The organism is Paraburkholderia sp. PREW-6R (assembly GCF_039621805.1).
Classification (GTDB): Bacteria; Pseudomonadota; Gammaproteobacteria; order Burkholderiales; family Burkholderiaceae; genus Paraburkholderia.
Window position 1 is genome coordinate 813,543 of the sequence record NZ_CP155075.1, and the last position, 23,405, is coordinate 836,947.

22 protein-coding genes are annotated in these 23,405 nt (G+C 60.7%); 6 read left to right on the plus strand and 16 right to left on the minus strand.

The window, feature by feature from the left end:
- Positions 1-8: 8 nt before the first annotated feature.
- The 7 genes from AAGS40_RS28200 to AAGS40_RS28230 are packed head-to-tail and all read right to left on the minus strand — an operon-like array spanning position 9 to position 8,807.
- Positions 9-1,658, minus strand: a complete 1,650-nt coding sequence (locus AAGS40_RS28200) for a class I adenylate-forming enzyme family protein (protein WP_345816848.1) — start codon at positions 1,656-1,658, stop codon at positions 9-11.
- Between the two features lie 60 nt (positions 1,659-1,718).
- Positions 1,719-2,825, minus strand: coding sequence for an ABC transporter ATP-binding protein (locus tag AAGS40_RS28205; protein ID WP_345816849.1), 1,107 nt, complete (start codon positions 2,823-2,825; stop codon positions 1,719-1,721).
- Positions 2,822-4,432, minus strand: coding sequence for an NAD(P)/FAD-dependent oxidoreductase (locus AAGS40_RS28210; RefSeq protein ID WP_345816850.1), 1,611 nt, complete (start codon positions 4,430-4,432; stop codon positions 2,822-2,824). Before AAGS40_RS28210 ends, AAGS40_RS28205 begins: the two co-directional genes overlap by 4 nt.
- Before the next feature lie 25 nt (positions 4,433-4,457).
- Complete coding sequence (locus AAGS40_RS28215) at positions 4,458-5,312, minus strand: ABC transporter permease (protein WP_345816851.1); 855 nt, start codon at positions 5,310-5,312, stop codon at positions 4,458-4,460.
- A complete protein-coding gene (locus AAGS40_RS28220; RefSeq protein ID WP_345816852.1) occupies positions 5,309-6,142 on the minus strand; it encodes an ABC transporter permease in 834 nt (277 codons plus the stop codon). The genes AAGS40_RS28215 and AAGS40_RS28220 overlap by 4 nt, the downstream gene beginning before the upstream one ends.
- 39 nt (positions 6,143-6,181) lie before the next feature.
- The gene (locus AAGS40_RS28225; protein WP_345816853.1) at positions 6,182-7,258 is read right to left on the minus strand and encodes an ABC transporter substrate-binding protein; all 1,077 of its coding nucleotides are present in this window, start codon (positions 7,256-7,258) and stop codon (positions 6,182-6,184) included.
- Between the two features lie 55 nt (positions 7,259-7,313).
- The gene (locus AAGS40_RS28230; protein ID WP_345816854.1) at positions 7,314-8,807 is read right to left on the minus strand and encodes an aldehyde dehydrogenase; all 1,494 of its coding nucleotides are present in this window, start codon (positions 8,805-8,807) and stop codon (positions 7,314-7,316) included.
- Positions 8,808-8,960: 153 nt separating this feature from the next.
- On the opposite strand from AAGS40_RS28230, the gene AAGS40_RS28235 reads away from it, so the two are divergent.
- A complete protein-coding gene (locus tag AAGS40_RS28235) occupies positions 8,961-9,854 on the plus strand; it encodes a LysR family transcriptional regulator (protein WP_345816855.1) in 894 nt (297 codons plus the stop codon).
- 170 nt (positions 9,855-10,024) lie between these two features.
- On the opposite strand, the gene AAGS40_RS28240 is transcribed toward AAGS40_RS28235, so the two are convergent.
- The 8 genes from AAGS40_RS28240 to AAGS40_RS28275 all read right to left on the minus strand — a co-directional run bounded on the left by AAGS40_RS28240 (position 10,025) and on the right by AAGS40_RS28275 (position 18,394).
- The gene (locus tag AAGS40_RS28240; protein WP_345816856.1) at positions 10,025-10,255 is read right to left on the minus strand and encodes a hypothetical protein; all 231 of its coding nucleotides are present in this window, start codon (positions 10,253-10,255) and stop codon (positions 10,025-10,027) included.
- A gap of 104 nt (positions 10,256-10,359) precedes the next feature.
- Positions 10,360-10,653 (minus strand): TM2 domain-containing protein, encoded by a 294-nt coding sequence (locus AAGS40_RS28245; RefSeq protein ID WP_345816857.1) that lies wholly within the window; start codon positions 10,651-10,653, stop codon positions 10,360-10,362.
- Between the two features lie 60 nt (positions 10,654-10,713).
- Entirely contained in the window at positions 10,714-11,427 is a 714-nt protein-coding gene (locus AAGS40_RS28250) for a hypothetical protein (protein WP_345816858.1), read from the minus strand.
- Complete coding sequence (locus tag AAGS40_RS28255; protein WP_345816859.1) at positions 11,424-12,209, minus strand: tetratricopeptide repeat protein; 786 nt, start codon at positions 12,207-12,209, stop codon at positions 11,424-11,426. The genes AAGS40_RS28250 and AAGS40_RS28255 overlap by 4 nt, the downstream gene beginning before the upstream one ends.
- 41 nt (positions 12,210-12,250) lie before the next feature.
- A complete protein-coding gene (locus AAGS40_RS28260; RefSeq protein ID WP_345816860.1) occupies positions 12,251-15,268 on the minus strand; it encodes a tubulin-like doman-containing protein in 3,018 nt (1,005 codons plus the stop codon).
- A 43-nt stretch (positions 15,269-15,311) separates the two neighbouring features.
- A complete protein-coding gene (locus AAGS40_RS28265) occupies positions 15,312-16,250 on the minus strand; it encodes a DUF4384 domain-containing protein (protein ID WP_345816861.1) in 939 nt (312 codons plus the stop codon).
- Positions 16,251-16,296: 46 nt separating this feature from the next.
- Entirely contained in the window at positions 16,297-17,613 is a 1,317-nt protein-coding gene (locus AAGS40_RS28270; protein WP_345816862.1) for a caspase family protein, read from the minus strand.
- Positions 17,614-17,701: 88 nt separating this feature from the next.
- Positions 17,702-18,394 (minus strand): hypothetical protein, encoded by a 693-nt coding sequence (locus AAGS40_RS28275; RefSeq protein ID WP_345816863.1) that lies wholly within the window; start codon positions 18,392-18,394, stop codon positions 17,702-17,704.
- 723 nt (positions 18,395-19,117) lie between these two features.
- On the opposite strand from AAGS40_RS28275, the gene AAGS40_RS28280 reads away from it, so the two are divergent.
- From AAGS40_RS28280 to AAGS40_RS28300, 5 genes are all read left to right on the plus strand, one after another.
- Positions 19,118-20,062 (plus strand): CsgG/HfaB family protein, encoded by a 945-nt coding sequence (locus AAGS40_RS28280; RefSeq protein WP_345816864.1) that lies wholly within the window; start codon positions 19,118-19,120, stop codon positions 20,060-20,062.
- Positions 20,063-20,069: 7 nt separating this feature from the next.
- Positions 20,070-20,384, plus strand: coding sequence for a hypothetical protein (locus AAGS40_RS28285; protein ID WP_345816865.1), 315 nt, complete (start codon positions 20,070-20,072; stop codon positions 20,382-20,384).
- Between the two features lie 2 nt (positions 20,385-20,386).
- A complete protein-coding gene (locus tag AAGS40_RS28290; protein WP_345816866.1) occupies positions 20,387-20,746 on the plus strand; it encodes a DUF4810 domain-containing protein in 360 nt (119 codons plus the stop codon).
- On the plus strand, positions 20,743-21,417 hold the full coding sequence (locus AAGS40_RS28295) for a GNA1162 family protein (RefSeq protein ID WP_345816868.1): 675 nt from the start codon (positions 20,743-20,745) through the stop codon (positions 21,415-21,417). Before AAGS40_RS28290 ends, AAGS40_RS28295 begins: the two co-directional genes overlap by 4 nt.
- Positions 21,418-21,841: 424 nt before the next feature.
- Entirely contained in the window at positions 21,842-22,141 is a 300-nt protein-coding gene (locus AAGS40_RS28300; protein ID WP_345816869.1) for a hypothetical protein, read from the plus strand.
- Between the two features lie 196 nt (positions 22,142-22,337).
- Here AAGS40_RS28300 and AAGS40_RS28305 read toward each other — a convergent pair whose 3' ends face one another.
- Positions 22,338-23,324 carry an NADPH:quinone reductase gene (locus AAGS40_RS28305; protein WP_345816871.1) on the minus strand — a complete coding sequence of 329 codons (987 nt, stop codon included), beginning with the start codon at positions 23,322-23,324 and terminating at the stop codon, positions 22,338-22,340.
- Positions 23,325-23,405 lie beyond the last annotated feature (81 nt).

Below are 23,405 nucleotides of genomic sequence, written 5' to 3' on the forward strand. Positions count from 1 at the left end.
GGAAAGCTCTAGCGCCAGCGGGCTTCCTGACGGTCGTAGGTCTGCGCAAACGGGTCCACGGTTTCAGCAATCAAACGCTTCTTCGCGATCTTGCGCGACGGCGTGCGCGGAAAATCGCCGTCGATATATTGCAGAAAGCGCGGCACCTTGAAGGCCGCGAGATGCTTCGCGCAATGCTCGAACACCATCGACGGTGGCACGTCCGCATGCGACAGCCCTTCGCGCAACTTGAGATAGGCTTTGACTTCCTCGCGGCGCAGCGGGTCGGGCACGGGCACGACCGCCGCTTCGTCGATGACATCCAGACTGCGCAGCACCGCTTCGACCTCGGTCGCGGATACGTTCTCCCCCGAACGCTTGATCATCTCCTTGATGCGGCCGACGATGCTATAGAAGCCATCGGCATCGCGCCTGAAGATATCGCCGGTGCGAAACCATGCGCCGTCGAAGCTCTCCGCGTTCGCCTCGGGCCGCTTGTAATAGCCCCACAAGATGCCGCGTCCACGCACCCACAATTCGCCAGCCTCGTCCACCTCCGCGACGCTGCCGTCCTCGCGGCGAATCTGCAGCTCGCGAAATGGCGCAGGCAGGCCGCAGGTGCGTTCGAGCGCCTTGTCGTGCGCCCATGCCGGCACCAGCGCACCGGTGCCCACTTCCGTCATGCCAAAGCCTTCGCGCGCGATCACATTGAAGCGCGCCTGTACTTCTTCTCGCGCGGGCTGCGTCCAGCCATAGATGCTGATGTACTTGAGGCACACCTCTGCATCACGCGGGCTGCGCGGATGCTGGCTCAAGGCCGGCTCCGGAAAGATGCAATAGTGGATGCGATAGTCGATCAGCCACGACATGAAGCGCGACAAACTCATGCGCTCCGCGATATACGCGGTGCCACCGAGCTTCAACGTCATGAGGAATTGCCACATGGGGTCCATGTAGAAGAACGGCGCCCAGATCAGCACGTTTTCGATGCCCCCCTGCGGCCCGCGCCGATGCCGCGCCGCGCCATGACAATGGATCATCCAGTAGTCGTGGCTTAGCATGCAGCCCTTCGGGAATCCCGTTGTGCCCGAAGTGTATTGAAGATTGAGCAGATCGTTGCGCGACACCGCGCTCGGCGCGACGAAATCCGCATTGCCTGCATCGACGAGAGCCTGCCATTGCAACGTTGGATCGCTCGCGTCCACCGCCCCGGCGACGATCACGCGTTCCCATGCGAGCAGACCGGGCAGCGCGGGTGCATCGGCGAGACGCGGCAGATACTCCGCGTCGATCACGAGATATTGCGCGTCGGCGTCGGTCAGCACGAAGGCCATTTCTTCGCGTGTGTAGGCTGTGTTGACCGGCACCATCACCGCGCCAATGCGTCCGAGCGCGATCCACGTAATGGGAAACTCGGGCGCATTCTTGAGCATCAGCGCAACATGGCTGCCTTTGCGGATGCCGCGTTTGACCAGCGAATCGGCAAGACAAGAAGCCGCGCGATCGATCTCCGCATAGCTCATGCTGATGCCGCGCTCGAACCACACGGCAGCCGTTTTATCGCCATGGAGCGCGGCCTGCTCCCGAACGAAATCGCCCAGCGATTCGGGCAGCGCCAGCGCTTCCTGACGCTTTCGATGCGCGAGTTCGTCCGCCACGGTCGGCGACTGTGTCTTCATGCTGTTCTCCATAAACTTGCCGGCCCCGTGTTCGAGCGACACGGCGCGGATAAGGGGTGTTCAGTCCTGCAAAATCATCTGGCAGTCTTCCGGCGCCCAGTCGATGAGAACCGGCGCGCCCCGCGCGTGGGTAGATGGACGGCGGCTGCCCTGCTGCTGCACCACGATCTGCATGTCGCCCGGAAGGCGCACGTGATGACGCACGACGCCGCCGAGCGTGATCGAGTCCTCGAGCGTGCCCGCGTGACGCAAGCCGCCGGCGATTGCATCGTCCAGCTTGAGATCGCTGGAATCAGGCGCACCCATCATGCGCACGCTTTCGGGCCGCACCAGCAGCTTGACCGCGGTGCCGCGCGTGACGGCTCGCGAATGCATTGCGGCGCGCAGCATGCCGAGCGGTGTCGACACGATCGCATGCTCACCCGCGTTTTCCTGCACGACGCCCGCAATCAGATTCGCGGTGCCGATGAAGCTCGCTGCGAACACGGTGCGCGGCGAGCGATAGAGCTCGTCGGGCGTGGCGACCTGTTCGACCTGCCCTTGATTCATCAGCACGATGCGATCGGACATCGACAACGCCTCGTCCTGGTCGTGCGTCACATTGAGCATGGTGATGCCGAGTTCCGCGTGCAGCCGGCGAATCTCGAACTGCATCTGTTCTCGCAACTTCTTGTCGAGCGCACCAAGCGGTTCGTCGAACAGAATCAGCGCCGGGTTGTAGACGATGCAACGCGCGAGCGACACGCGCTGCTGTTGTCCGCCCGACAATTCCTTGGGCTTGCGTTGCGCGATGTCGGGCAGGCGCACGAGTTCGAGCACCTGCATGACTTTGTCTCGAATCTCGCTTTTCGACATCTTGCGAACGCGCAGCGGGAACGCGATATTGTCGAACACGCTCATGTGCGGCATCAGTGCGTAGTTCTGAAAGACCATGCCGAGGCCGCGCGCGCTCGGTGGTGCATCGGTGATATCGACTCCGCGCACGAAAATGCGTCCTGAAGACGGACTCACCATGCCTGCGATCAGGTTGAGCAGCGTCGTCTTGCCCGAGCCGCTCGGTCCGAGCAGCGTCACGAATTCGCCTTGCCTGACGCTGAAGTCGAGTGGCGCGAGCGCCTGCACCGCGCCGTAACGTCGCGAGACCTGCTTCAGTTCGATCATGTTCATGATTTGGCTCCGCCCCGACGTCTCTCGTTGCGCATCACGACCTGCGCGGCGTTATGACCTGGCACGCCCGTCACGCCGCCACCCGGATGCACGGATGCACCGCATTGATAAAGCCCTTTCACCGGCGTGCGATAGTCCGCCGCGCCCTGCACGGGACGCCTGAAGAAAATCTGATCGGCGCTCAGTTCACCGTGATGCACATGTCCGCCCGGCAGCGCGAAGATACGTTCGAGATCAAAGGGCGACAACACTTGCGCCGCATCGATACAGTCGCGAATATCGGGCGCGTGTTGCGAAAGCGTGTCGATCACGATTTCGTAGAGGCGATCCCGCTGGGTGTCCCAATCGCCTTCGCGCAGTGCATACGGCGCATGCTGGCCGAAGATGCTGATGAGATGCTTGCCCGTGGGCGCGACTGTCGGATCGACGGCGCTGGGCGTCATTACGACCAGCGCAGGGCGCGGCGCGATCTCGCCATACTTGGCGGCGTCCCACGCGCGCTCCAGATACTCGACCGACGGCCCGATACGCACCTGCGCCGGATACGCGAACCCCGCGGCGTTTGCATCGAAGTCCTTGAAGGTGGGAAGACGATTCAACGCGAGATGCACCTTGAACGCAGTCGAGCGATCGCGAATCTGCGAAACGCGCGACACGAATGCGGGCGGCACGTGACGCGCATGCACGAGCTTCTGAAACAGCACCTTGGTCGCGACGTTCGAGATCACGCATCCGGCCGCGATATGTTCGCCTGATTCGAGCCGTACGCCGACCGCGCGATCGCCTTCTATCAACACTTCGGCCACCGGTGCATCGCAGCGCACTTCCATGCCGTGCGCCCGACCCGATGCCGCGATCGACTCGGAAATCGTGCCCATGCCGCCGCGCACGAAACCTGCCGGTCCGGCATTCGTCGCATTGTCCCGGATGAAACCGCGCAACAGCACGTAGGCCGAGCCCGGAGAACAGATGCTCGTCGCCGCGCCGCCGCACGACGCATAGAAGCCGAGCGCGGCGATCATCTCGTCGGAGCGGAACCAGCGCGCCAGATAGTCGCGGGCCGATAACGTGAGGATGTCGTACAGATCGTAGAACTGCTCGCCCATGTCGCGGAAGCGCCACGCGAAACCGAGCAGTTTGCTGCGCGCGCCGAGCGCACTATCCGCGGGATCTGGCGGGATTTCCCACAGCATCTCCGAGACTGCCTTGCCGAGCCTCGTCATGTGTGCACGATACTTGCCGTAGGCTTGCGCATCCGCGTAGTCGAAGCACGCGATGTCGCGCGCCAGCTGCTCGCCTTCCGCGCGGAACACCAGGCTGCGGCCATTGCCATAGAGATGCAGCATAGGCGTCGGCACGACGATTTCGTAGCCGTGCTTCGCGAGTTCGAGTTCCTGAATGATGCGCGGTTGCAGCAGCGCCATCGTGTAGGAAGCGGTCGATACGCGATACCCCGGCCACACGGCTTCGCTGACCGCCGCGCCGCCCGCCAGCTCACGCCGCTCCAGCACGCACACCTTGAAACCCTTGCGCGCAAGATACGCCCCGCACACGAGGCCGTTGTGCCCTGCGCCGACGATCACCGCGTCGTGGTGTATGTTTGCCATGTCGCCTGTATCGCCCGGGTTACGCTCATTGATCCGTGGATGCTTCGCGCCGCTGCAGCGCCATGATGCCCAGACACATCAGGAGCGAGATCAGCGTGAGCATGGTCGATACGGCGGCCAGCACCGGCGACACTTCCCAGCGAATCGCGCTATACATCTTGACGGGCAGTGTCGTGGTCTGCGGTCCCGAGATGAAATACGCGACCACGACTTCATCGAAGGAAAGCAGGAACGCGAACAGCACGCTTACCGCGACCGATGCGCGTATCTGCGGCAATACCACCTGAAAGAAGATGCGCACGCGGCTCGCGCCCATCACGAGCGCGACGGCTTCCAGCGCGGCATCCGCGTGACGCAAGCCCGACCCGACCGCGATCACCACGAACGGCACGACAAGCACCGCATGCGCGAGCGCAAGGCCCCAGATCGTATTCACGAGCCCGAGCGTCGAAAACTGCTTGTAGATGCCGAGGCCCAATACCACGACCGGCACCAGCATGGGTGTGATCGCGAGCGTTTCGAAGATGCGCTTGCCGGGGAAGCGTGCGCGTGCGAGTGCGTACGCGCCAGGCACGCCGACCGCGATCGAGATCGCGGAGGCCACCAGAGCAACGATCACGCTCGTCACGCATGCGCCCCACCAGGCGGGATCGGCGAGAAGCTGCCTGAACAGATCGAGCGAGAAAGTCTTCGGCGGGAAAGTGAGTTCACTGCCGCCACCAAAGGAAATCGGCACGATGACGAGGCTCGGCAGCAGCAGGAACAGATAGCCGCACCATCCGCCTATCGTGCCCAGCACGCGCAACATGGCGCGCGAATCGCGGCGTTTCGCTTCGGGCCGGACGTAGGTGCTCCCGACCTCGGTTGCGGTATCGATCATGCGAGCGCCTCCCTGCCCTGCTGCACGCGTCCGAGCATGGCGATGAGGACGCCCGACAGCACGAGCAGCATCATCGCAATGGCGGCGGCGAGCGTCCAGTCGAGCGTCTGCCGGGTATAGAAATCGATCAGGTTCGCCAGCATCATGTCGCGCGGACCGCCCAGCAGCGCAGGTGTAATGTACATGCCCATCGAGAGCGTCAGGCACATCAGCACGCCTGCGATCACGCCCGGCATCGAAAGGGGCAGCGTAATGCGCGCGAAGATCATCCACGGGCCTGCGCCCATCAACTCGGCCGCGAACTTGAGGTTGCGGTTTTGCGTGGTGAGACTCGTGAGGATCGGCAGCACCATGAACGGCAGCAAATAGTTCGTCATGCCGATCACAACCCCGGTACGATTGAACACGAGTTCCGGATGCCATGCATCGCCCGAGAGCCAGCCCGCAATCTTCGCGATGAGGCCCGCACTTCCCAACACCACGGTAAAGGCATAGCTCTTGACGAGGATGCTGGTCCAGAACGGCAACATCACCATGACGAGATACGGGGCGCGCTTCGCGGTGGGCAGGCGCGCGAGATGCAGCGCGACGATATAGCCGAGCAGAAGACTAGTGCCCGTCGCGAACGAGGCGATCGCGAGCGTGCTGCCGAGCACGCGGCGAATCAGCGGATTGGTGAAGACCTGCTCGTAGCCGCGCAGCGTGAACGCATGCTCCCAGATGCTCGACCAACCGACCACGCCCAGCGGCCATAGAAAGAACACGGCCAGCAGCGTATAGAGCGGCAGCAACATCACGACGACGGTCTTCACATTGAGCGTATAGTTCATCGCGCGCCTCCTATCGCCTGCTTTGCCGGATTGCTCCGCTTAGGTGAGCATCCACGTCGTGAAGCGGTTTTGCAAGGCATCGTAGTGATCGCCCCACCAAGCATCGTTGATGATGATGCTGTTTTTATCGTGCATGTCGGGCATGCGTGCCTTTGCGGCGGCGGACACCAGCGGCATCGCAGCGGTCACATTCGGCGCGAATTCCACCATGTCGCAGAACGCGGCCTGACGGTCCGGGCGCAGACAGAACGCCACGTATTGCATCGCGGCCCGCGTGTTCTTGCCGTACTTCGGCACCGCGAGATATTCGAGGCTGTTGAGCGTCTGCTTCATCGACATCTGCACGGAGGTACCCGCGCGCTGTGCCGGCAGCACGCGGCTCAGATACGTGTAGGTGAAGTCAAGTTCGTTGCTGGCGATAAGCGTGACGGTCTCCGGCGTCGTCTCGATCCACTTGCGCACGGCGGGCTTGATGCGGTCCATCGCCTTGAACGCGCGTTCGACATCGAGCGGATAGAGCTTGTCGGGCGCGACGCCATCGGCAAGCAACGCCATCTCGAGGTTTTCGCTAACGCGCGGACGCAAGCCCCGCCGCCCCGGAAAACCCTTAACGTCCCAGAACTCGGCATAGGTCGTCGGCGGCTTTGCGCTTCGCTTCGGATCGAAGCCGATACCGCCAGCATACGAATACGTGCCGACGAAATCCTGTCCGGTCCTCGTGACCAGCCCGTCCGTCTTGACGATGGCCGGGTCGAGCTTTTCCCACATGCCCGCGCGCGATCCCGCCACGATCTGCGGCCCGATGCTGTCGAACACATCCCACGACACATTCTTCGACTCGACCTGCACCTTCATACGCGCCAGGTCCGCGCTGTTGACGAGATTCACCGCGATGCCCGTCTCTTTGGTGAATGGCTCGGCGAACGCGCCGCGAATCGCGGCTTCATACGCGCCGCCCCAGCACGTCACGCTGATGCTCTTCGACTGCGCGCGCACGATAGCGGGCGCACCGAGCAGCGCGACGCCCGCAAGCGCGGCCGCTTGCTGGAGGAACACGCGCCGTGGGCGAGGTTGCTGGTCGATGAGCTTTGATGTGTCGAGGTCGGGCGTTTTCATGATGGTTTCCACGATGGCACGTTGATCGGGGGATACCTTGAGTCGTTCGTCGTCTTCAGCCTGCAATCCAGATTGCTTTCCAGTCCATGTATTTGTCGAACGCGTGCATCGACTTGTCGCGCCCGAAGCCGGATTGCCTGAAGCCGCCAAACGGTGAGGACATGGTGCCGCGATCGAAGCAGTTGACCCACACCACGCCCGCTCGCAATTGCCGCGACACCTGCTGCGCACGGGCGATGTTGGAGGTCCACACGGCGGCGGCAAGACCGTAGATGGTGTCGTTCGCGACGCGCACCGCTTCTTCGGGCGACTCCACCGTGATTGCCGACAGCACCGGCCCGAATATCTCCTCTCGCGCGATGCGCATGTCGTTGCTCACGCGATCGAACACGGTCGGCTCGATGAAGTAGCCGCCCGATTCCGTGCGTGCCGCACGGCCTCCCGCGACGACGCGCGCGCCTTCCGCGCGTCCCGCATCGATATACGACATCACCGTTTCGTGCTGCGTCTGGCTGACGATCGCACCCATCTTCGTTGCGGGATCGAGCGGGTCGCCCGGCACCAGTTCGCGGGCGATCTTCGCCACGCGTTCGAGGAGTTCGTCGCGCACCGCCGCGTGTACGATGAGCCGCGAGCCTGCATTGCAAACCTGCCCACTGTTGGCGAAGATGCCGGCGGCGACGGCGCGCGCGGCGGCATCGAGATCGGGACAGTCGTCGAGCACGATATGCGGGCTCTTGCCGCCGCATTCGAGCCCGACGCGCTTGATGTTCGATTGACCCGAGTACTGCATGAAGAGCTTGCCCACAGCGGTCGAACCGGTGAAACCGATCGCATCGACATCCATGTGCAGACCGAGCGCGCGGCCCGCCGTCTCGCCGTAGCCGGGCAACACGTTGAGCACGCCCGCGGGCAGGCCGGCTTCCATCGCCAGCGCCGCAATGCGGATCGCTGTGAGCGGCGATTGCTCGGCGGGCTTGAGCACGACCGAGTTGCCGGCGGCGAGCGCGGGGCCGAGCTTCCAGCTTGCCATCGACAGCGGATAGTTCCATGGCACGACGGCGGCGACCACGCCGAGCGGTTCGCGCACGATCATGGTGGTGACGTCGGGCGCGGCGGGCGCGGTTTCGCCGTAGAGTTTGTCGATGGCTTCGCCGTACCACTGGATGCAGGTCGCGGAGCTTGCGATGTCGCCGTTATAGGCGTTGGTGATGGGCTTGCCGACATCGAGCGATTCGAGCAGCGCCAGTTCTTCGCGATGCTCCATTATCGACTGTGCAAACTTCAGCATGACGGCCTTGCGCCCGGCAGGCGCAAGGCGCGACCACACACCCGATTCGAATGCACGGCGCGCGCTTTGCACCGCAACATCGACATCTTCCGCACCGCATTCCGCGATGTCGGCGATGGTGCGTCCGGTAGCGGGATTCACCGTCGCGAAAGTCTTGCCCGACAGCGCAGACACGTGTTGTCCGTCGATGAACGCGCGGCCCTCGGGGCGAATCTCTTGAGCGCGTGCGCGCCACACCGATGCATCAGGAATGCTCACAGCGAAGCTCCTTAATTGATTGACTGGAATGCTTGCCTGCTGGTTATTTCCGCTACCGATGAAGCCCAGTGTACGGTTTCAAAACTATGAAAACCAATACTTTCTGATAAGGTTGTTCCTGCCTGAAAGTTATGGGTTTTCGCGAGGTCGGCCATGCTCAAAGTGCGTCATCTGGAGATATTCCGTGCGGTCGTCAAGGCGGGCAGCGTGTCGGCCGCCGCGCGTTTGCTGTATGTTTCGCAGCCTGCTGTCACCAAGACGCTGCGCATGCTGGAAGAAGAGATTGGGCTCACGCTGTTTCTGCGCGTGAAGGGGCGGCTCGTGTGCACGCCCGAAGCCGATGCGATCCTGCCCGAGATCGAGCGCCTGTTCGGCAGCGTGCAATCGATTGCCGAGACAGCGCGCGAGATTCAGCAAGGCCAGCGCGGCTCGATCCGCGTGTGCACGGTGTCGATGCTCGCGACCACCATCGTCGCTCGTGCGGTGGGAGAATTTCGCAAGACGCATCCCTATGTCGAATTCGACATACGCGCGCTGCCCACGCGACACGTGGTCGAGTACGTGAACAACAATCAGGCGGACTTTGGCATTCTCGATGTGGCCGCGCCTTCGGGCACGCTGGAAATCGAGGAGTTCTGTAGCGCGGAGTTGCGTTGCGTCGTGCGCAAGGAGCACGCCCTTGCGGCGCGAAAAACCATCACCCCCAAAATGCTTGACCGCGAAAAGCTGGCCACCTTCGGCGACGACACGCTGACCGGCTGGCGTCTGCGTGAAGCATTTCGCGCGCAAGGGCGCGTATTTACCAGCGCGTTCGTATCGAACAGCACGCCGGTCCTGTGCGCGCTCGCGCGTGAGGCCAACGCGGTCGCGTTAGTCGATCCATTCGCCTTGATGGGGGCCTCATTTCCAGAGCTCGTCGCGCGGCGTTTTTCGCCGGCAGTGCCTGTGGAGCCGCGTTTTCTGTTCGCGCCGGGGAGGCCGCGGTCGGTGATCGTCGATCAGTTCGTTGCGCAGTTGAAGGCAACGGCGCATGAACTCGCGATCTGAGCGTTGGACTAATTGTGCGACTCCATATACCAGCGCCATGCCGGCGCTAAGACAATCTTCTTACGCAGGCCGTGGACTTAGCAGTCGACAGTACCGCCGTGCAGTCTACGGCGAGTTAGCAGTAACTACCGATATCTTTTTGCAGCAGTCCCCGCGTTCCATTGCGACGCTCAATGCGCGAGGGTCCGCTGCGTTTGCGCCTGCTCCGCCTGCTTGCGCTTCTCTTGCGCCAGATGATGGCCCACCACACAACCACCTACAGCGCCGATGACTGCGTGATGCCCAGCGTAGTGGCCGGCTACGCCGCCCACAACAGCGCCTTTCAGGCATCCTTCGGCACCGGCAGCGCCAGCACATACAAGCAGGACACTTCCCACCAATACGGCAATCAGTCTTTTCATCGTTTAATTCGTCTGTTTTGAAAGTTGGCGACGTTTATAGCAGTCCAGCGGCTTCGTCTGCGGTGGAAAACCGCGGATCATGTTCGACCGCATGTAGTTCGCCATCAGCCCAGTCTGCCGGCTAGCGATAAGTTATAACGGCGAATCATGCCCGGCAGCAAAAAGAGATCGACGAACAGCCAGATACCAACGAGGCCGATAAAAACGAATCCGACTCCCGCGAATGCCAGTCCGCCACCGATCAGCGAAAGCATCAGTTGCACGATCGCGGTGACGGTCTTACCCGCATAAAACCGATGTGCGCCCAGATAGCCGAGAAAGAACCACAGAAGGAAAGCGAGCACAATGCTCTTCTTCTGCGCGTCATACATCATCATCTGGCGGGATACATCACTCATGAAAGTATTCCTCAATAACCGTTCATCAAAAATAGCGACATCACCGCGAACGGATGTCTTCTATCGGTAGCGAGCCAACAACGCCTGGTACCGGACGTCTTCGCGCATCGTCGCAAACTCCGGCGCGGCATCGAGCTTGTCGAAACCTTTGAACCCCTGCCGGAACGCTTCGTTCAGGTGATCGATGACGGCATCCTGATCCCCCCGGCGCGCAGCCAGTTCAGCCTGATCAAATTCCGACGAGCGCGCGGGACCCGGCTGCCCGACGTCCACCGCTGGCGGCGCCTGCGGCACTGGTGCAGGCTTGTCGACCAAGGCTACGGGCGTCGCCACCGACGGCGACACAGCTTGCTTCGGACTCTCCTCAGGCCCCGCTACGACTGCTCCGGCGGCTTTCCCGTCGGACTGCGGCACGACTTGCGCGGCAGTCGCGTCACCCACCCGGTCGTAATACACGCTTCCGACCACCGGCACGTCGAAATGCATGCGATCCGGACCGTCGAAAAAGAACGAGACGCCGACGCCATACGGCAACTCCAGCAGGGTCTCGCCTCCTTTCTGCCTGATTGCATTCAGCGGAATGCGCGTGTCCGTCCCCGGCATGGACACGGCCTCTTTGCTGATCACGATGTCAGGACCGATCGGAAGATGCGCGCTGAAGAACGTCTGACGCTCCGCCTGCCAGTGTCCGATGATCGACGGCCGCTCCTGTCGTGAACATGCGACGAGTTGCACTCCGCACGCCACGCTCAGCAGGACGTGACTCAGCTTCATGTCGTGGCCGGACGACGGTATTTATTCACCAGCGTCTCGAAGCGCGGATCATGACGAACGACGTCGAGATCGGGATCCTTCTCCATCGCGTCAAAGTACTGGAAGCCGTTCAGGAAACTCGCCTCGAAGGCTTTGAGCGCATCGTCGGTGCGGGATTGCTTAAGCCGCAGCACGCCCAGGTTGTAATACACGAGTGACTGCTTCGGGTCGCGCGCCTGCGCGGCGTTCAACTCTTTTTCGGCGTCGTCGAGCTTGCCCTGCGCCATGTCGGCGATGGCGACCTTGATCATCTCCTTCGCCGCCGCGCGATTGCTCGCACTTTCCGCACCCGCCGCATCGCCGCTCGTGAGTTGTTCGTCCCCCGCCTTGCGATCCGCCGCGATGTCCTCGGCGGGAGGCGCGATACCGCCAGCCTCGGACGCTCCTTGAGCAGCTACAGTCGCCGCTGGCACGCTCGCTGCGATAACGGCCGACGTGCTCGCCGAGGCCACCTCGGCGGCCGGCGCGCCGCCCTGCGCAGCTTGCACCTCTTCCTGCGCCGCCTTGTGAGCGTGGATGAAGTAGAAAGCCGAGCCTCCGCCAATCACCAGCGCCGCCGCGCCAACGATCGCCGCGATCACCGGCGGCTTCGTTTTCTTGACGCCGCGGTCGTTTGGCGGATACGGATCGAGCAAGCCCTTGCAACTCGGGCAATGAAGATCCTCACCCGGCGCACGCTCGATGATCTTGTTACTCATGCCGACTTCGCAGTCGCCCAGCGACGGGCATTTGTACGTTGCCATGTTCTTTACTCCGCCTTAATTCGTTCGATGTTGCGCCACGCTCAGGCAGCCTGCGCCGCCGTGCCTGGCAAGCCGATGATGTCGCGAATCTGGGGCTTCAACGCGACGATCGCCTTGTAACCGGGGTCGTCGGTATAGCCGCCCGATTCTTCGAGGGTCTTGCGCGCGAATGCATCGAAGCGTTTGATCAGATCGCTCTTGTCGTCCCGATGCTGCAGCGCGCTGGCGATATGACGGGTCACTTCCGTCTCCACGAGCTTCTGGAGATCATCCTTCTGATCGCCATCGAAGACCGCGGACCAGGTCCGTCCGTTAAGCACGCGATCGGTCGGCAGGCCGTCGTCCTCGTAGACGAAGATCCATTCGGTCTCACCCGTCGTGCGGTTCTCGCGCGAACGGATCATGTCGAGCAGATGAGCGACCAGACGGTATGGCTTGCGCTTCGCCTGCGACGCCGCTTCGGCGGCCGTGCGCGCGTAGAGCGGCGGGAGGCGCTTGCCGTCGCCGCTGCTATGCAGCAGGTGCGATTCGTTGAAGTCGGTAAGCAGACCGTCGTAGTGACGCTTGAGCATCGGCAAGGATTCGACGAAGCGCACCGGCATCAACGAAGCGATCTTCATGATGACGATTTCATTCGACAGCTTGCCCGTCTCGACGACCGTGTCCGACGCGGAATCCTTCTGCTCTTCGAACATGCGCTTGAGCGTTGCGTGGAAAGTCTTCTGGCTTTCGCATTCGGGTAAAAACACTGCAACCGTTTTCGCCGTGCCGACAGAGCCGCCCTGATTGTTCGCCACGGCGCGGTCCGTTTCGGTCTTGTTGTACTGAAGCATCGTGCCGGACTTCTCATAGAGTTCCGACACGAAGTTCTTCAGGCCGCCCGGGTTCGCGTCGTACTGCTTCTGCAAGCGCTCGACGATATTGACGTGCAGCACCGGCTGAAGCGTTTTCGCGATCTCCGTGTGCGCCAGCTCGACGATGACAGCCGACGCCTGCGAGATGGTCGAGATGATCGCGCCGAGTGACACGCCGCGCACCAGCTTGTCGAAAGAATCGACCTCGGTGCCCGCGAGCTCGATGATTGACTGACGCACCTTCTGTGTCCGCGCGATCTGCGCCTGCTCGTCGACGATCAGCGCTTTCATCACGCTGCCGATCGCATTGCGGTCGAAGATGCGGTCCTGATGGATTGCGTCGGTGCTCGCGAGGCGCGCCGCCTGTTCGTCGTGCACCTGCTCGGTCGCCGCAGCGAGATTTTGATGCAGCGCGTCGATCAGTCCGCGCAGCGACACGAGTTCATCCTTGATGAACGGAATCAGCCCGCACGCGAAACGCTGACCTTCGATCAGCGTGCGCAGCGCGAAGAGATCCTGATATTGCATCGCCATCTCGGTGAACAGGCCGCCGCGCTTGTCGGTGAGATGCTTGCCGAGAAAGCCCACCTGGTTGAACTGGCTGTTCAGCTCGTCGATGCGCTTGACGATCGCCTGTTCCTTGGCGGGTCCCTTCGTCACTTCTTCGTTAAAGAGTGCGAGGCGCTCGCCCAGCATCGCCACCAAAGCGTCGACGAATTGACGCAACTGAATGAGCGAATGCGTGCCGATCTTCCAGTCCGAGAACAACTGCTTCTCGATCTGACGGCTGACATGCCGGGCCATTTCCAGGCGTGCGTTCGCCTTGATCTCATAGAACTTGCGCACGCCGCCCATCGTCCGGTACGTCTCGTCGAAGACCTTGGCGAGCCGCGAACTCATCGCGTGAACCCACGTGGTCTGTTCGAGCGTCTGGTCGGCGCGAATCTCCGGCGCGAGGCGGCTCACGATCTGCTTCCAGTATTCGTGCGCGGGCTTCCACATCGTGTTCTTCGCGTCGTCTTCCAGAATGCCGCTCTCGAGCGTCAGGTGCGTATCGCTCAGCAGCAGCTTCTGGAACACATCGGGCTTGCGCGCCTCCGAACCCCAGTCTTTCTGGACAGGCTCGTCGGCATAACCTTCGCCCTGACGGAAATTGTTGAACATGAGCTGACGCGTGGCCTGCTCCGCGAAGCCATAGGCGAGGTATTCCTTGATCTCCTGCTCCGGCACGACGATGCGCTCGACGCCGAACGACAAAAACAGCTTGGCGCGCGCCTTGCCGATCTCGTCCTCGGACTCAAAATTCTTGATATCGTTCTCGCCCTTCTCCGCGCGGCCGAGCCCTTCCCATTGCTTGTTGAGTGTCTTCTGATAAATGAACTCCGCCACGATGCGCGGCAGTTCAGTATCGACATCGAACTGCAGGTTATGCTCGTTGACGTTGTTGACGAGATAGCAGCCGTTGAAATAGGTGTCGTGACTCATCGGCGATCCGTCGAGCACGCTGCGCGGATGATATTGCCCCACGGCCATCGCGTTGAGTTCCGCGAGCGCTGCATAGCCGTTCGCATAGTAGTTCGAGAATCCGGCCACATTGCGCACGCGCTTCGAATCTTTCTCCGGCAACAGTGCGTAGATCAGGATGCGATGCAGATCGGCCTCGGCGTACTTGTTGCGGATCAGCGCGACGGCATCGACGATCGAACCGCTGCCCGTGCCCCCCGCGAGACCGCAAACGATATGAATGGTCACGCCCTTGCGTCCCGGCCCCTGCTCGAGCACGCGCATGCGGTCCTCGACCGCCTTGACGAATTGCGCGGCATTCTGCGCGAACACCAGCCTTCCGAGCTTGCGGCGCTGCGCCGCGCCCGCGATGCCCGGCTTCACGAAATCGAAGACGCTGCGCGGCTCGATCCAGTCGCTAAGACCGGGGAACGATGCAGGATCGTCCAGCACGGGACGCACGTTGCTGGCCGTGTTGATGACGTACTGGCTGCGCGCCAGCTCGATATCTTTGCCCAGTACGCGCCATTCGTCGTGCTTGTCGAGCTCGTCGGTGGACGTGTCGACATACAGATATTCGAAGCGCGCTTCCGACGGCGAATTGCCCTGCACATCGCGATCGCGCTCGACCGTCTTGCGCAGATTACGGATGATCTTGCCGCCCGATCCGCCGAGGCCAATGATGAGGTGGTTATGTTCCATATGTCAGCTCGTTCGTTTTCCCGGTTCGCCAATGTCGGCAATGTCACTCGTGGGCGAGGTTGATCTTCAGATAGAGATTGGCATCAGACGTGGCAGCCGGTTTGACCACGTAAGAGGCGACCTGGCCTCCCGTGGCGGGCGCGGAGTCGTCACTGAATGCGATGCCCTTCGCCGCATAGCCCGTGTCCGCGGCGGCGGTCGTCGTCGCTGTCGTGCAGGCGGCCCTGTCCTCGGCGGCGAATGCGATACCCTTTGCCGCATAACCCGTGTCGGCGGCCGCTACTTGCACCGCCGCGTCGGACGACGATGCGGGCGCGGGTGCGTCCGCCGTCAGCGCGCCGGGATTGGGCGTGCATGCTTGCGCAACGGATGGAACCGGCGTCGAAACGAAGTCGGGCGTATAGCCAGACACGCGCTTGCGTAGATCACCCCCGACCGGCTGGGGCGACAGATACACCATCAGCTTTTCCATGCCGGGCTTGTTGTCGAATACGAACGAGCCGCGCGCCGGGAGGAACACGACGCCCATTGCGTCGACGAAGTTGTCCTGCGAGGGCTGCGGATAGATTTGCGTGATCGAGCCGTCGGGTCCTTCGTTGAGGATGTACACATATGACGGATTGTTGACCTTCACGCCGAGCTGGAAGTGCTCACCGCTCTTGAACACGCGGCGCGCGAGAACATCGCGTGTCGAGCCATCGGGCTGCTTGAGCCTGATGAAATAGCTGGCGCCGACGTTCGCGATTTTCTTGCGGGAAGACACTTTCACCACGTGGGCCGTCTGCGCGTGAGCCGTTGCAGGCTGAGCGGATTGGTTGTCCGCAACGGCGGTGGCGTCGCCCGTGGATGGCGCCGGAGAAGTCGCGACGGTGCGCAGACTATCGTCCTCACCGAAGAAGAGCGACTTGGCGGTATAGCCATCTTCGGCCATGGCATGGCTTGCGAGCGTGGCAAGCGCTAGCGCGGCAAAAGCGTGACGCATGATGAGTCTCCGGAATGCTGAAGGAAGCTGTTGTGGAAAGTGCGTTTTACTGAAGATCGTTCTGGTCCGGCGGAATCGTCGACCACTCGCGAGGCACCTGATGGCGTTCGCCCTTCGATACTTCCTGTGCCTTCTCCGATGTGAAACGGCTGGCATCGCGAAACGCTGGCGCGAGTTGCCCGTGGTAGTGATCCAGGTAGGCGAACAGCGATTGTGTGAAGAACGAACCCTTCAAAACCTGGTCGTGCGCGAGCGGACTTTCGAATGTGCCGTTCTTTGGGCCGAGCGATTCTTCGTTCGGACTGGTCGCGGTGATGATGTTGTAGCCCGCGCGGCTGCGGTCGATCACAGTGCGCGCCTTTTGCGTCCCGCCGGTTTGCTGCACGCCGTCGTCCGAGAACCGAATGCCCTTCGACGTATAGGAGTCGCCGGTCCACGACGCGAGCGAGATGCCTTCGTACTCGTTACGGTTGCCATTGGTCCGCCGCACATAAGCGGCGCCTTCGTCGACGATGTCATTGAGCATGTCGCCGCTATAGCATGTGTCGATCACCACTCGCGTGACATGACTTGGTTTGCGCGCGAGATCCTGAACGAGCGTGTCGGGCACCGCATGCTGCTGAAAGTGCAGGATGATTTCCGGGCCGTCGTTCGAACGAACTGTCTCCTCGTTGCCCGAGTCGTAAGCCATGATCGACATCTTGCGTTTGTCGCCCGGCACCGGCACTGGCATGTTGCCGTGACTCGATACATAGATGAAGACGTCGTCGTTCGGGCGAATCTGCTCATTCAGGCGCGCGATGGCGGCTTCGATGTTGGCTTTCGTCGCCTGTTGATTGAGCAGTGCAGTCACGCGATAACCCGCGCGCTCAAGGTAGTGCTGAACGACCTCGGCGTCATCCGCGCCTTGAATATCGGGCAGGTGATACGGATCGGCAAAATGATTGATGCCCACCACCAGTGCGCGCTTCACCGGCTGCGTGGCCTTTTCCGCCTGGGCGCGGTTATAAGCGGCGAGCGCCTTGCCGGCTTCGGTGTCCCATCGCTTCTTGAGGACATGTTCCGGATAGAACGGCGAAGTGGATTTGATGCCGACGATCGACTGCACGATGAGGAACGCGGTGTCGACCTGATCCTCGTCGCGATAAGTCCCGATCAGCTGAATGCGCCCAGTGTTGTCGCGCGCGACCGATGCCTGCGTGAGTCCGTGGGTCGCGAACTTGAGCTTGATCTGCTGAACGAGCGGTTCCGGCACGTTATAGGCACGGTAGGCGTTCTGGAATCCCGGCAGACTGCTGGCCGCGCAAGCGCTCAGCAGTACCGGGGCAATGAGGCACGCAAGGCGTGCGATAAGCCGTTTCATAGCAATCCGGGAAGCGCGCGAGCGCCTCCCTACCCTCGATGCGGATTCAGGGAACGGACAGCCGGCGCGACGTCGGCCGGCCCGATGTTTACTGACTTACGACCAGCGGCTTTTGCTGGACGTCCGGCTTCCCGCCGCTCGACGACGCCACGCTGACCTGATAGATGAACTTGCTGCCGGGCTTCGCATCCGGAGGAATGGGCACGTGAACCGTGTCCTGCTGCTCGCCGGGTTCGAGCGTGAGTTGCTGCGTCGCGTTCTGCGTCGGGAAAGGCACCTCGGTCTGCTTGTCGCCCTCGACGACGAATAGCTTGCGCTCGATGGTGACGGGCGCGTCATCGCCCTGCGGCGTCATGACGATGAAGTTGCTGGTGACATCCGCCTGGCTGCCGGCCGCGACGACTGCAGGCACATCGATGGACCGCACCTTCGTCACGAAGCCCTGCTTGGGGTTGTAGTGGATTTCCTTCTTGACCTTGTCGTAGTCTTTGGTGCGCTGGAGCTTTGACTCAGGAATCCACGAGGGGTTTTTCTTGTAGCAGGTGTCGATTGCGGTGTAATAGGCCGTCGCGAAGCCGGCTACCCCGCCGGCGACGGCGCCGATCAGCGCGGCCTTGCCCGCATCTTCGCTCTTGTGGGATACGAGCATGGCGCTCAGGCCGGCAAGCGCGCCCAGTCCTGCGCCCTTTGCCGTGGTGAGAACCTGTTCTTTCTTGACACAGGAGTTGAGATCGTCGTTAGCCGATTCCTGAGCATTTGCCCCCGCGCCCATGAACAGCATTGCAGTCGCAATGGTCGCGCAAGCCGCTGCGCGCTTCTTATTCTTGATCATTCTTTTGGTCTCTCGACTTTGTTATTGGACATCCCGATGCGTCGACTGAATAGTTCAATTGCTTTTCTGTCCAGTCGCAGCACTTCTATTTTTTGCCGCCTTTTTTTGTATCGGCGCTTTGAGCGGTAACTTTAGCACTTCATTCTCACAAAAAAAAGAATGCTGTGCGATACACCCGCAAAAGCACAGGATTTATCCATCTCGATATTTGAGGCAGCGAGAAGAAGCGACAAGGCAGAGAGAGAGATGAACCGCAGACGTAGAACCGCCCCACGATCATGCAATGACGTCAAAGAGATGCCTTTGGCGAGAACCCGGATGCAGGCGCAAGCCATCGCCCCGATAACGGAGATAAAGGCAGTCAACGACCACAACAATACGAGAGCTCCTGGCAATCGCCAGCCACATGCTGTCAATTTTTGTCGCCGGCACAAGCTCGGGCGAGGCGGCATGCATCTGTCAATACAACGGCACAAGTACTCTTGTCGGCAGCTGGTCATCCCTGAGTGGTCGCTCGCAGGCATTGATCGAAAGACCGCCAATACCGGATCGTGCGCATCGCCCCCCAACGACTGTTGTATTTCCCGCCAAATCGGGAAAAGACGAACTTGCTTGTAAATCCGCGCCGCCCTAGACTGTCGAAAAATTACTAGATGTGGCCTCCGGGGAACAATGAAAAGAAATCTTGTCATCAGCGCAGTGAGTGCGATGCTCGCGGCTTGCGCAACCGTATCCGTGCCTCCTCAAGTCAAGGAAGCGCCCACTCCCAGAACGCAACAGCAAACCGCGCAAGTCGCAATCTCGGCGACTGACGAAAAGGCGGTCAAACGAAAGATCGCCATCGGCCGATTTAGCAATGAAACTCGCTACGGCCGGACCTTCGTCACCGATGCGAGCCTCGACCCACTGGGTAAGCAGGCGAGCGACATCCTGGCAAGCCGGCTGGTAGCGTCGAAGCAGTTTCTCGTTTTCGAACGCCCCGATATTGCGAAGGTGGCCGCCGAACAATCCCTTTCGAAAGACGCCGGCCTGATAGGTGTGGACGCGCTCATTCTCGGCTCGGTGACTGAGTTTGGTCGCAGCACCACGGGCAAGACAGGCTTCCTGAGCGCGACGAAGGTGCAAAACGCCCATGCGAAAGTCGAGCTGCGACTGGTCGACGTCAAGACGGGCTATGTCTTCTTTTCTGCATCCGGTACGGGTGAAGCTTCCACCGAGTCGGGAGAAATCGCAGGATTCGGGAGTCGCGCCGACTATGACGGCTCGCTTAATGACAAAGCAATCTCCGCTGCGATATCCGACGTCATCGGCCGCATGATGACAAAGCTCCGCGAGCGTCCGTGGAAGTCTGACATCCTCAAGACGGACGGATCGACGGTTTACATCAGCGGCGGCGCGTTGCAAGGAATCAAGCCTGGTTTGACGCTTCACATCTACAAGCCGGGTGAATCGATCCAGAGCGGGCAAACGGGCTTCACCATCGCATTGCCGCCGACTCCCGTCGCGACCATTCGCGTCACTTCGAATTTTGGTGACAGCGAAGTGAACGAAGGCTCTATGGCACTTGTGACAAGCGGGTCCGTCACAAAAGACAAATCTCTGTTCGTAGCCGAGTAACTGACAAATGATGCAATCCATTTGCGTGGCAGCGCTCGTCGTTGCCCTCGCGGGCTGCGCTATGCCCCATAGCCAGGTCGTTTCGGGCAGCGCCCGCCCCACCCTGAGCCTTATCGGCGCACCGAGCGGCAGCGAACTCGTGCTCGACGGGCAGTTGATCGGACCAGCGAACCAGTACAACGGAGTCAACGGCGTGATGGTCATCGAGGAGGGCCCGCACTCCGTTGAAGTGCGTCAAGGCAACACGCTATTGGCAAAGAGAAGAATCCTGGCTGCCAGTGGAGAAGTAGTCACAGTGGACGTAACGAGCGGAGGGCAATAACAATGAAGTTCTCGACATTGGCAGTCGTGCTCACAGTAGCCGGATTGACCGCTGCCTGTGCGCCTCAGCCGAAATACGCATGGGGAGACTACGAGTCGTCCCTGTACGAACACTACAAGACGCCGGGCGATACTACGGCATTTGCTCAGCACCTGGCTGATACCATTAGCAAGGCGGAGGCATCGGGCAAAAAGGTGCCGCCCGGAATCTACGCTGAATATGGCCAGGTCCTGCTTGAGTCCGGTAATTCGAAACAGGCCGCTGTCTTCTTCGAAAAGGAAAAGACCACCTGGCCTGAGTCGACGGTCTTCATGACGACCATGATCAGAGTCGCCTCTGGCACGAAGGAGGCGAAACAATGAGCGTAGCAAACCGCTTTTTGAAACTTGCTCTCGCCGTTACTTCTGTCGTCGCGATGGCAGCGTGCGCGCCGGTTCCCGTTCATAACGATTACACGACGTTCCGGCATGCCGACCCGCATTCCATTCTTGTCGTGCCGGTTATCAACCGCAGCGTCGACGTGGATGCGCCGGACTACTTTCTGTCAACGATCACTCGGCCGTTGGCAGAGCGCGGCTACTACGTGTTCCCGGTCAACCTCACAAAGCGTGTGATGGAGGATGACGGGCTTGGTGACGCTAACCTCGTTCACTCCAACGATCCGACCGTTCTGGGCAAGATGTTCGGTGCGGACTCGATCATGTACATCACCATCAACCGGTGGGATGCGAGGTATGCGGTTCTAGCGACATCGGTAACCGTCGAACTCAGCTATGCGTTGAAGAGCGGCACCACGGGCGAAACGCTTTGGACGCACAAACAGACCATGGTCTACTCGCCGCAAGCCGCGAACGCGGGTAACCCTCTTGCGACGTTGCTTGTAGCCGCGATCACGGCGGCGATCGCTAAGGCGAAGCCGAACTACGTTCCTCTGGCTCAGCAGGCAAACGCTATTTCCGTCAACAAAGTTGGCCAAGGACTGCCGGCCGGCCCATATGACGGCAAATACAAGTCTGACGGTTCAACTTTCTGAGCCGGTCGCCATAGTTCTAGATGGAATGTTCCCGCGAGGGTAAGCGCGGGAACATTTTTCAGAGGAGGCGACAACCGCTATGCTTGACCGATGCGGACGCGAAATTTTTCTGCGAAGTCGTTGCGGAATGACCTAACACATGCAAACCATGACGCCTGTCGGTAAGCGGCGTCACGAGCCATCGGCGACTGCAAAGGCTCGAGTAGACCTAAATGATGTGCGTCGTAGGTCGGCGCGCGGGATGCTTGTCGTCTTCCTTCTCGCGCTCGGCATCGCGTCAATCTGCTTCGGACTTTACAGCCTGATTCCAGCATTCGACGTTTTTGATCGTCCGACTCCGCTCAAAAGCTGATTCTCGCGCGCCCTCTTGGCGATCGCGATCGGAGTCATCGCCCCGCTTCAAAGTCAAGCGAACGAGGAACTCATGTCCAGCAAAGAACCCAAGGATGTCGACTCGGAAGCTTCGATCGTTCGCTTCTTGAATGAAACGCATCGTTTGCATGACTCGTGCATTACATCCTTTGAGTTTGATGATGGACGCTTCGTCGATCAAAACGGGAGCATGCACTGCGGCGCCGGCAATGAAGCCAGGTTGACGTTGAACTTCGACAGTCAAATCGGCAAGCCGCCAGCGAAATTCAAGTTAGTGTTTACAGGTGTTTCCCGATTTGAATACAGCCATGACGCTGCGCATGACGGCTTGATCTTGTCGTGCGAAGTCTAAATTGATAACGGCATGGTGCGCTTTGCGTGCAATGAATGGGATAGGGAGCCCCGTCCGCTAGTCGTGGCGAAGGCCTTCCAATACCTTGCGATGGTCTAGATCGTACGACTTTGCGGTCCGGGAGACGCCATCGGAATTGCCACATAAGGTGCTATCGAAGACTATCCGACCGCACGCTTTCCAAACCAAGCCTCTATCAATTTATCGCGACGACGATTTTTCCCGCGATTCCACCACTTTCCTGGCACTCGTGCGCATCTGCAATGCGCTCCAATGGCACAATCTTCCCAATGGTCGGGGCATAAACGTTCGCCGCCAGACATGCGTTGATAGCGGCGACTGCCTCTAACTTTGCATGACCCGGCACGGTATAGATGTAGACGAATCGGAAGACGCATCCTTTAACCATGGCCTTAAGAATGGGCAACGCCAACTGCTCGCTCGCGTTCTCAAGACCATAGGTGCTTATCACGCCGCCTGTGCCTATACACGCGAGATCGATGTCCAGGTTGGTGGTGAGCGCCACCTCAACGATGCGGTCGAACCCTTGATTGCGGCTCGCGGACCGCAGTGCTTCGACGACCGCATCATCTGTTCGAAGCACGACGACGTCTGCCCCTGCTCTGCGTGCGCTGGCTTCGTGCTCTGGTTTGGTTACCGTAGCCGCAACCCAGGCGCCGGCCCATTTTGCCAGCGCGATTGCTGCGGAGCCAACAGCGCCGGCTCCGCCATGGACGAGTACTCTAAGGCCGGTAATCGGGCCATCGGCAAAGAGGCAGCGGTGGGCGGTCAAGGCAGGTATGCCTAGACACGCACCCATTTCAAACGACACATTCGCATGAAGCGCAGCGGCTTGTACCGCAGGGACGACAACGTACTCGGCGGCGGTACCATGTGGCCTCCCGTATTGAGCCTCATAGAGCCAGACGCGATCCCCGATCTGGTGTGAAGTCACCCCGGCTCCCACTTTGTCAATGGTACCTGCCCCGTCCTGATGAGGAATAATGGCAGGAAAGCCCATTTTGGCTGAAAATCCTGTACGGGCCTTGATATCAGATGGATTGACACCCGATGCGTGAAGTTTGACTCTTACCTCATTAGGCCCTGGTTCCGGGAGCGGGAACTCCCCCAACTTGAGAACCTCACTGGCTCGACCTTGGCGATCGTAATAGGCGGCTTTCATGACCTCTCCCTCCCGGCAGCAATCTGCGTAAGGGACTCAATATCAACGCTACAAAGTTTGTGCACAAGTAGGCACACGTTT

Excerpts from the sequence above, each read along its gene's own strand:
- AAGS40_RS28200 (WP_345816848.1), bottom strand. The coding sequence starts at position 1,658 with ATGAAGACACAGTCGCCGACCGTGGCGGACGAACTCGCGCATCGAAAG.
- AAGS40_RS28205 (WP_345816849.1), bottom strand. The coding sequence starts at position 2,825 with ATGAACATGATCGAACTGAAGCAGGTCTCGCGACGTTACGGCGCGGTG.
- AAGS40_RS28210 (WP_345816850.1), bottom strand. The coding sequence starts at position 4,432 with ATGGCAAACATACACCACGACGCGGTGATCGTCGGCGCAGGGCACAAC.
- AAGS40_RS28215 (WP_345816851.1), bottom strand. The coding sequence starts at position 5,312 with ATGATCGATACCGCAACCGAGGTCGGGAGCACCTACGTCCGGCCCGAA.
- AAGS40_RS28220 (WP_345816852.1), bottom strand. The coding sequence starts at position 6,142 with ATGAACTATACGCTCAATGTGAAGACCGTCGTCGTGATGTTGCTGCCG.
- AAGS40_RS28225 (WP_345816853.1), bottom strand. The coding sequence starts at position 7,258 with ATGAAAACGCCCGACCTCGACACATCAAAGCTCATCGACCAGCAACCT.
- AAGS40_RS28235 (WP_345816855.1), top strand. The coding sequence starts at position 8,961 with ATGCTCAAAGTGCGTCATCTGGAGATATTCCGTGCGGTCGTCAAGGCG.
- AAGS40_RS28240 (WP_345816856.1), bottom strand. The coding sequence starts at position 10,255 with ATGAAAAGACTGATTGCCGTATTGGTGGGAAGTGTCCTGCTTGTATGT.
- AAGS40_RS28245 (WP_345816857.1), bottom strand. The coding sequence starts at position 10,653 with ATGAGTGATGTATCCCGCCAGATGATGATGTATGACGCGCAGAAGAAG.
- AAGS40_RS28250 (WP_345816858.1), bottom strand. The coding sequence starts at position 11,427 with ATGAAGCTGAGTCACGTCCTGCTGAGCGTGGCGTGCGGAGTGCAACTC.
- AAGS40_RS28255 (WP_345816859.1), bottom strand. The coding sequence starts at position 12,209 with ATGGCAACGTACAAATGCCCGTCGCTGGGCGACTGCGAAGTCGGCATG.
- AAGS40_RS28260 (WP_345816860.1), bottom strand. The coding sequence starts at position 15,268 with ATGGAACATAACCACCTCATCATTGGCCTCGGCGGATCGGGCGGCAAG.
- AAGS40_RS28265 (WP_345816861.1), bottom strand. The coding sequence starts at position 16,250 with ATGCGTCACGCTTTTGCCGCGCTAGCGCTTGCCACGCTCGCAAGCCAT.
- AAGS40_RS28270 (WP_345816862.1), bottom strand. The coding sequence starts at position 17,613 with ATGAAACGGCTTATCGCACGCCTTGCGTGCCTCATTGCCCCGGTACTG.
- AAGS40_RS28275 (WP_345816863.1), bottom strand. The coding sequence starts at position 18,394 with ATGCTGTTCATGGGCGCGGGGGCAAATGCTCAGGAATCGGCTAACGAC.
- AAGS40_RS28280 (WP_345816864.1), top strand. The coding sequence starts at position 19,118 with ATGAAAAGAAATCTTGTCATCAGCGCAGTGAGTGCGATGCTCGCGGCT.
- AAGS40_RS28285 (WP_345816865.1), top strand. The coding sequence starts at position 20,070 with ATGATGCAATCCATTTGCGTGGCAGCGCTCGTCGTTGCCCTCGCGGGC.
- AAGS40_RS28290 (WP_345816866.1), top strand. The coding sequence starts at position 20,387 with ATGAAGTTCTCGACATTGGCAGTCGTGCTCACAGTAGCCGGATTGACC.
- AAGS40_RS28295 (WP_345816868.1), top strand. The coding sequence starts at position 20,743 with ATGAGCGTAGCAAACCGCTTTTTGAAACTTGCTCTCGCCGTTACTTCT.
- AAGS40_RS28300 (WP_345816869.1), top strand. The coding sequence starts at position 21,842 with ATGTCCAGCAAAGAACCCAAGGATGTCGACTCGGAAGCTTCGATCGTT.
- AAGS40_RS28305 (WP_345816871.1), bottom strand. The coding sequence starts at position 23,324 with ATGAAAGCCGCCTATTACGATCGCCAAGGTCGAGCCAGTGAGGTTCTC.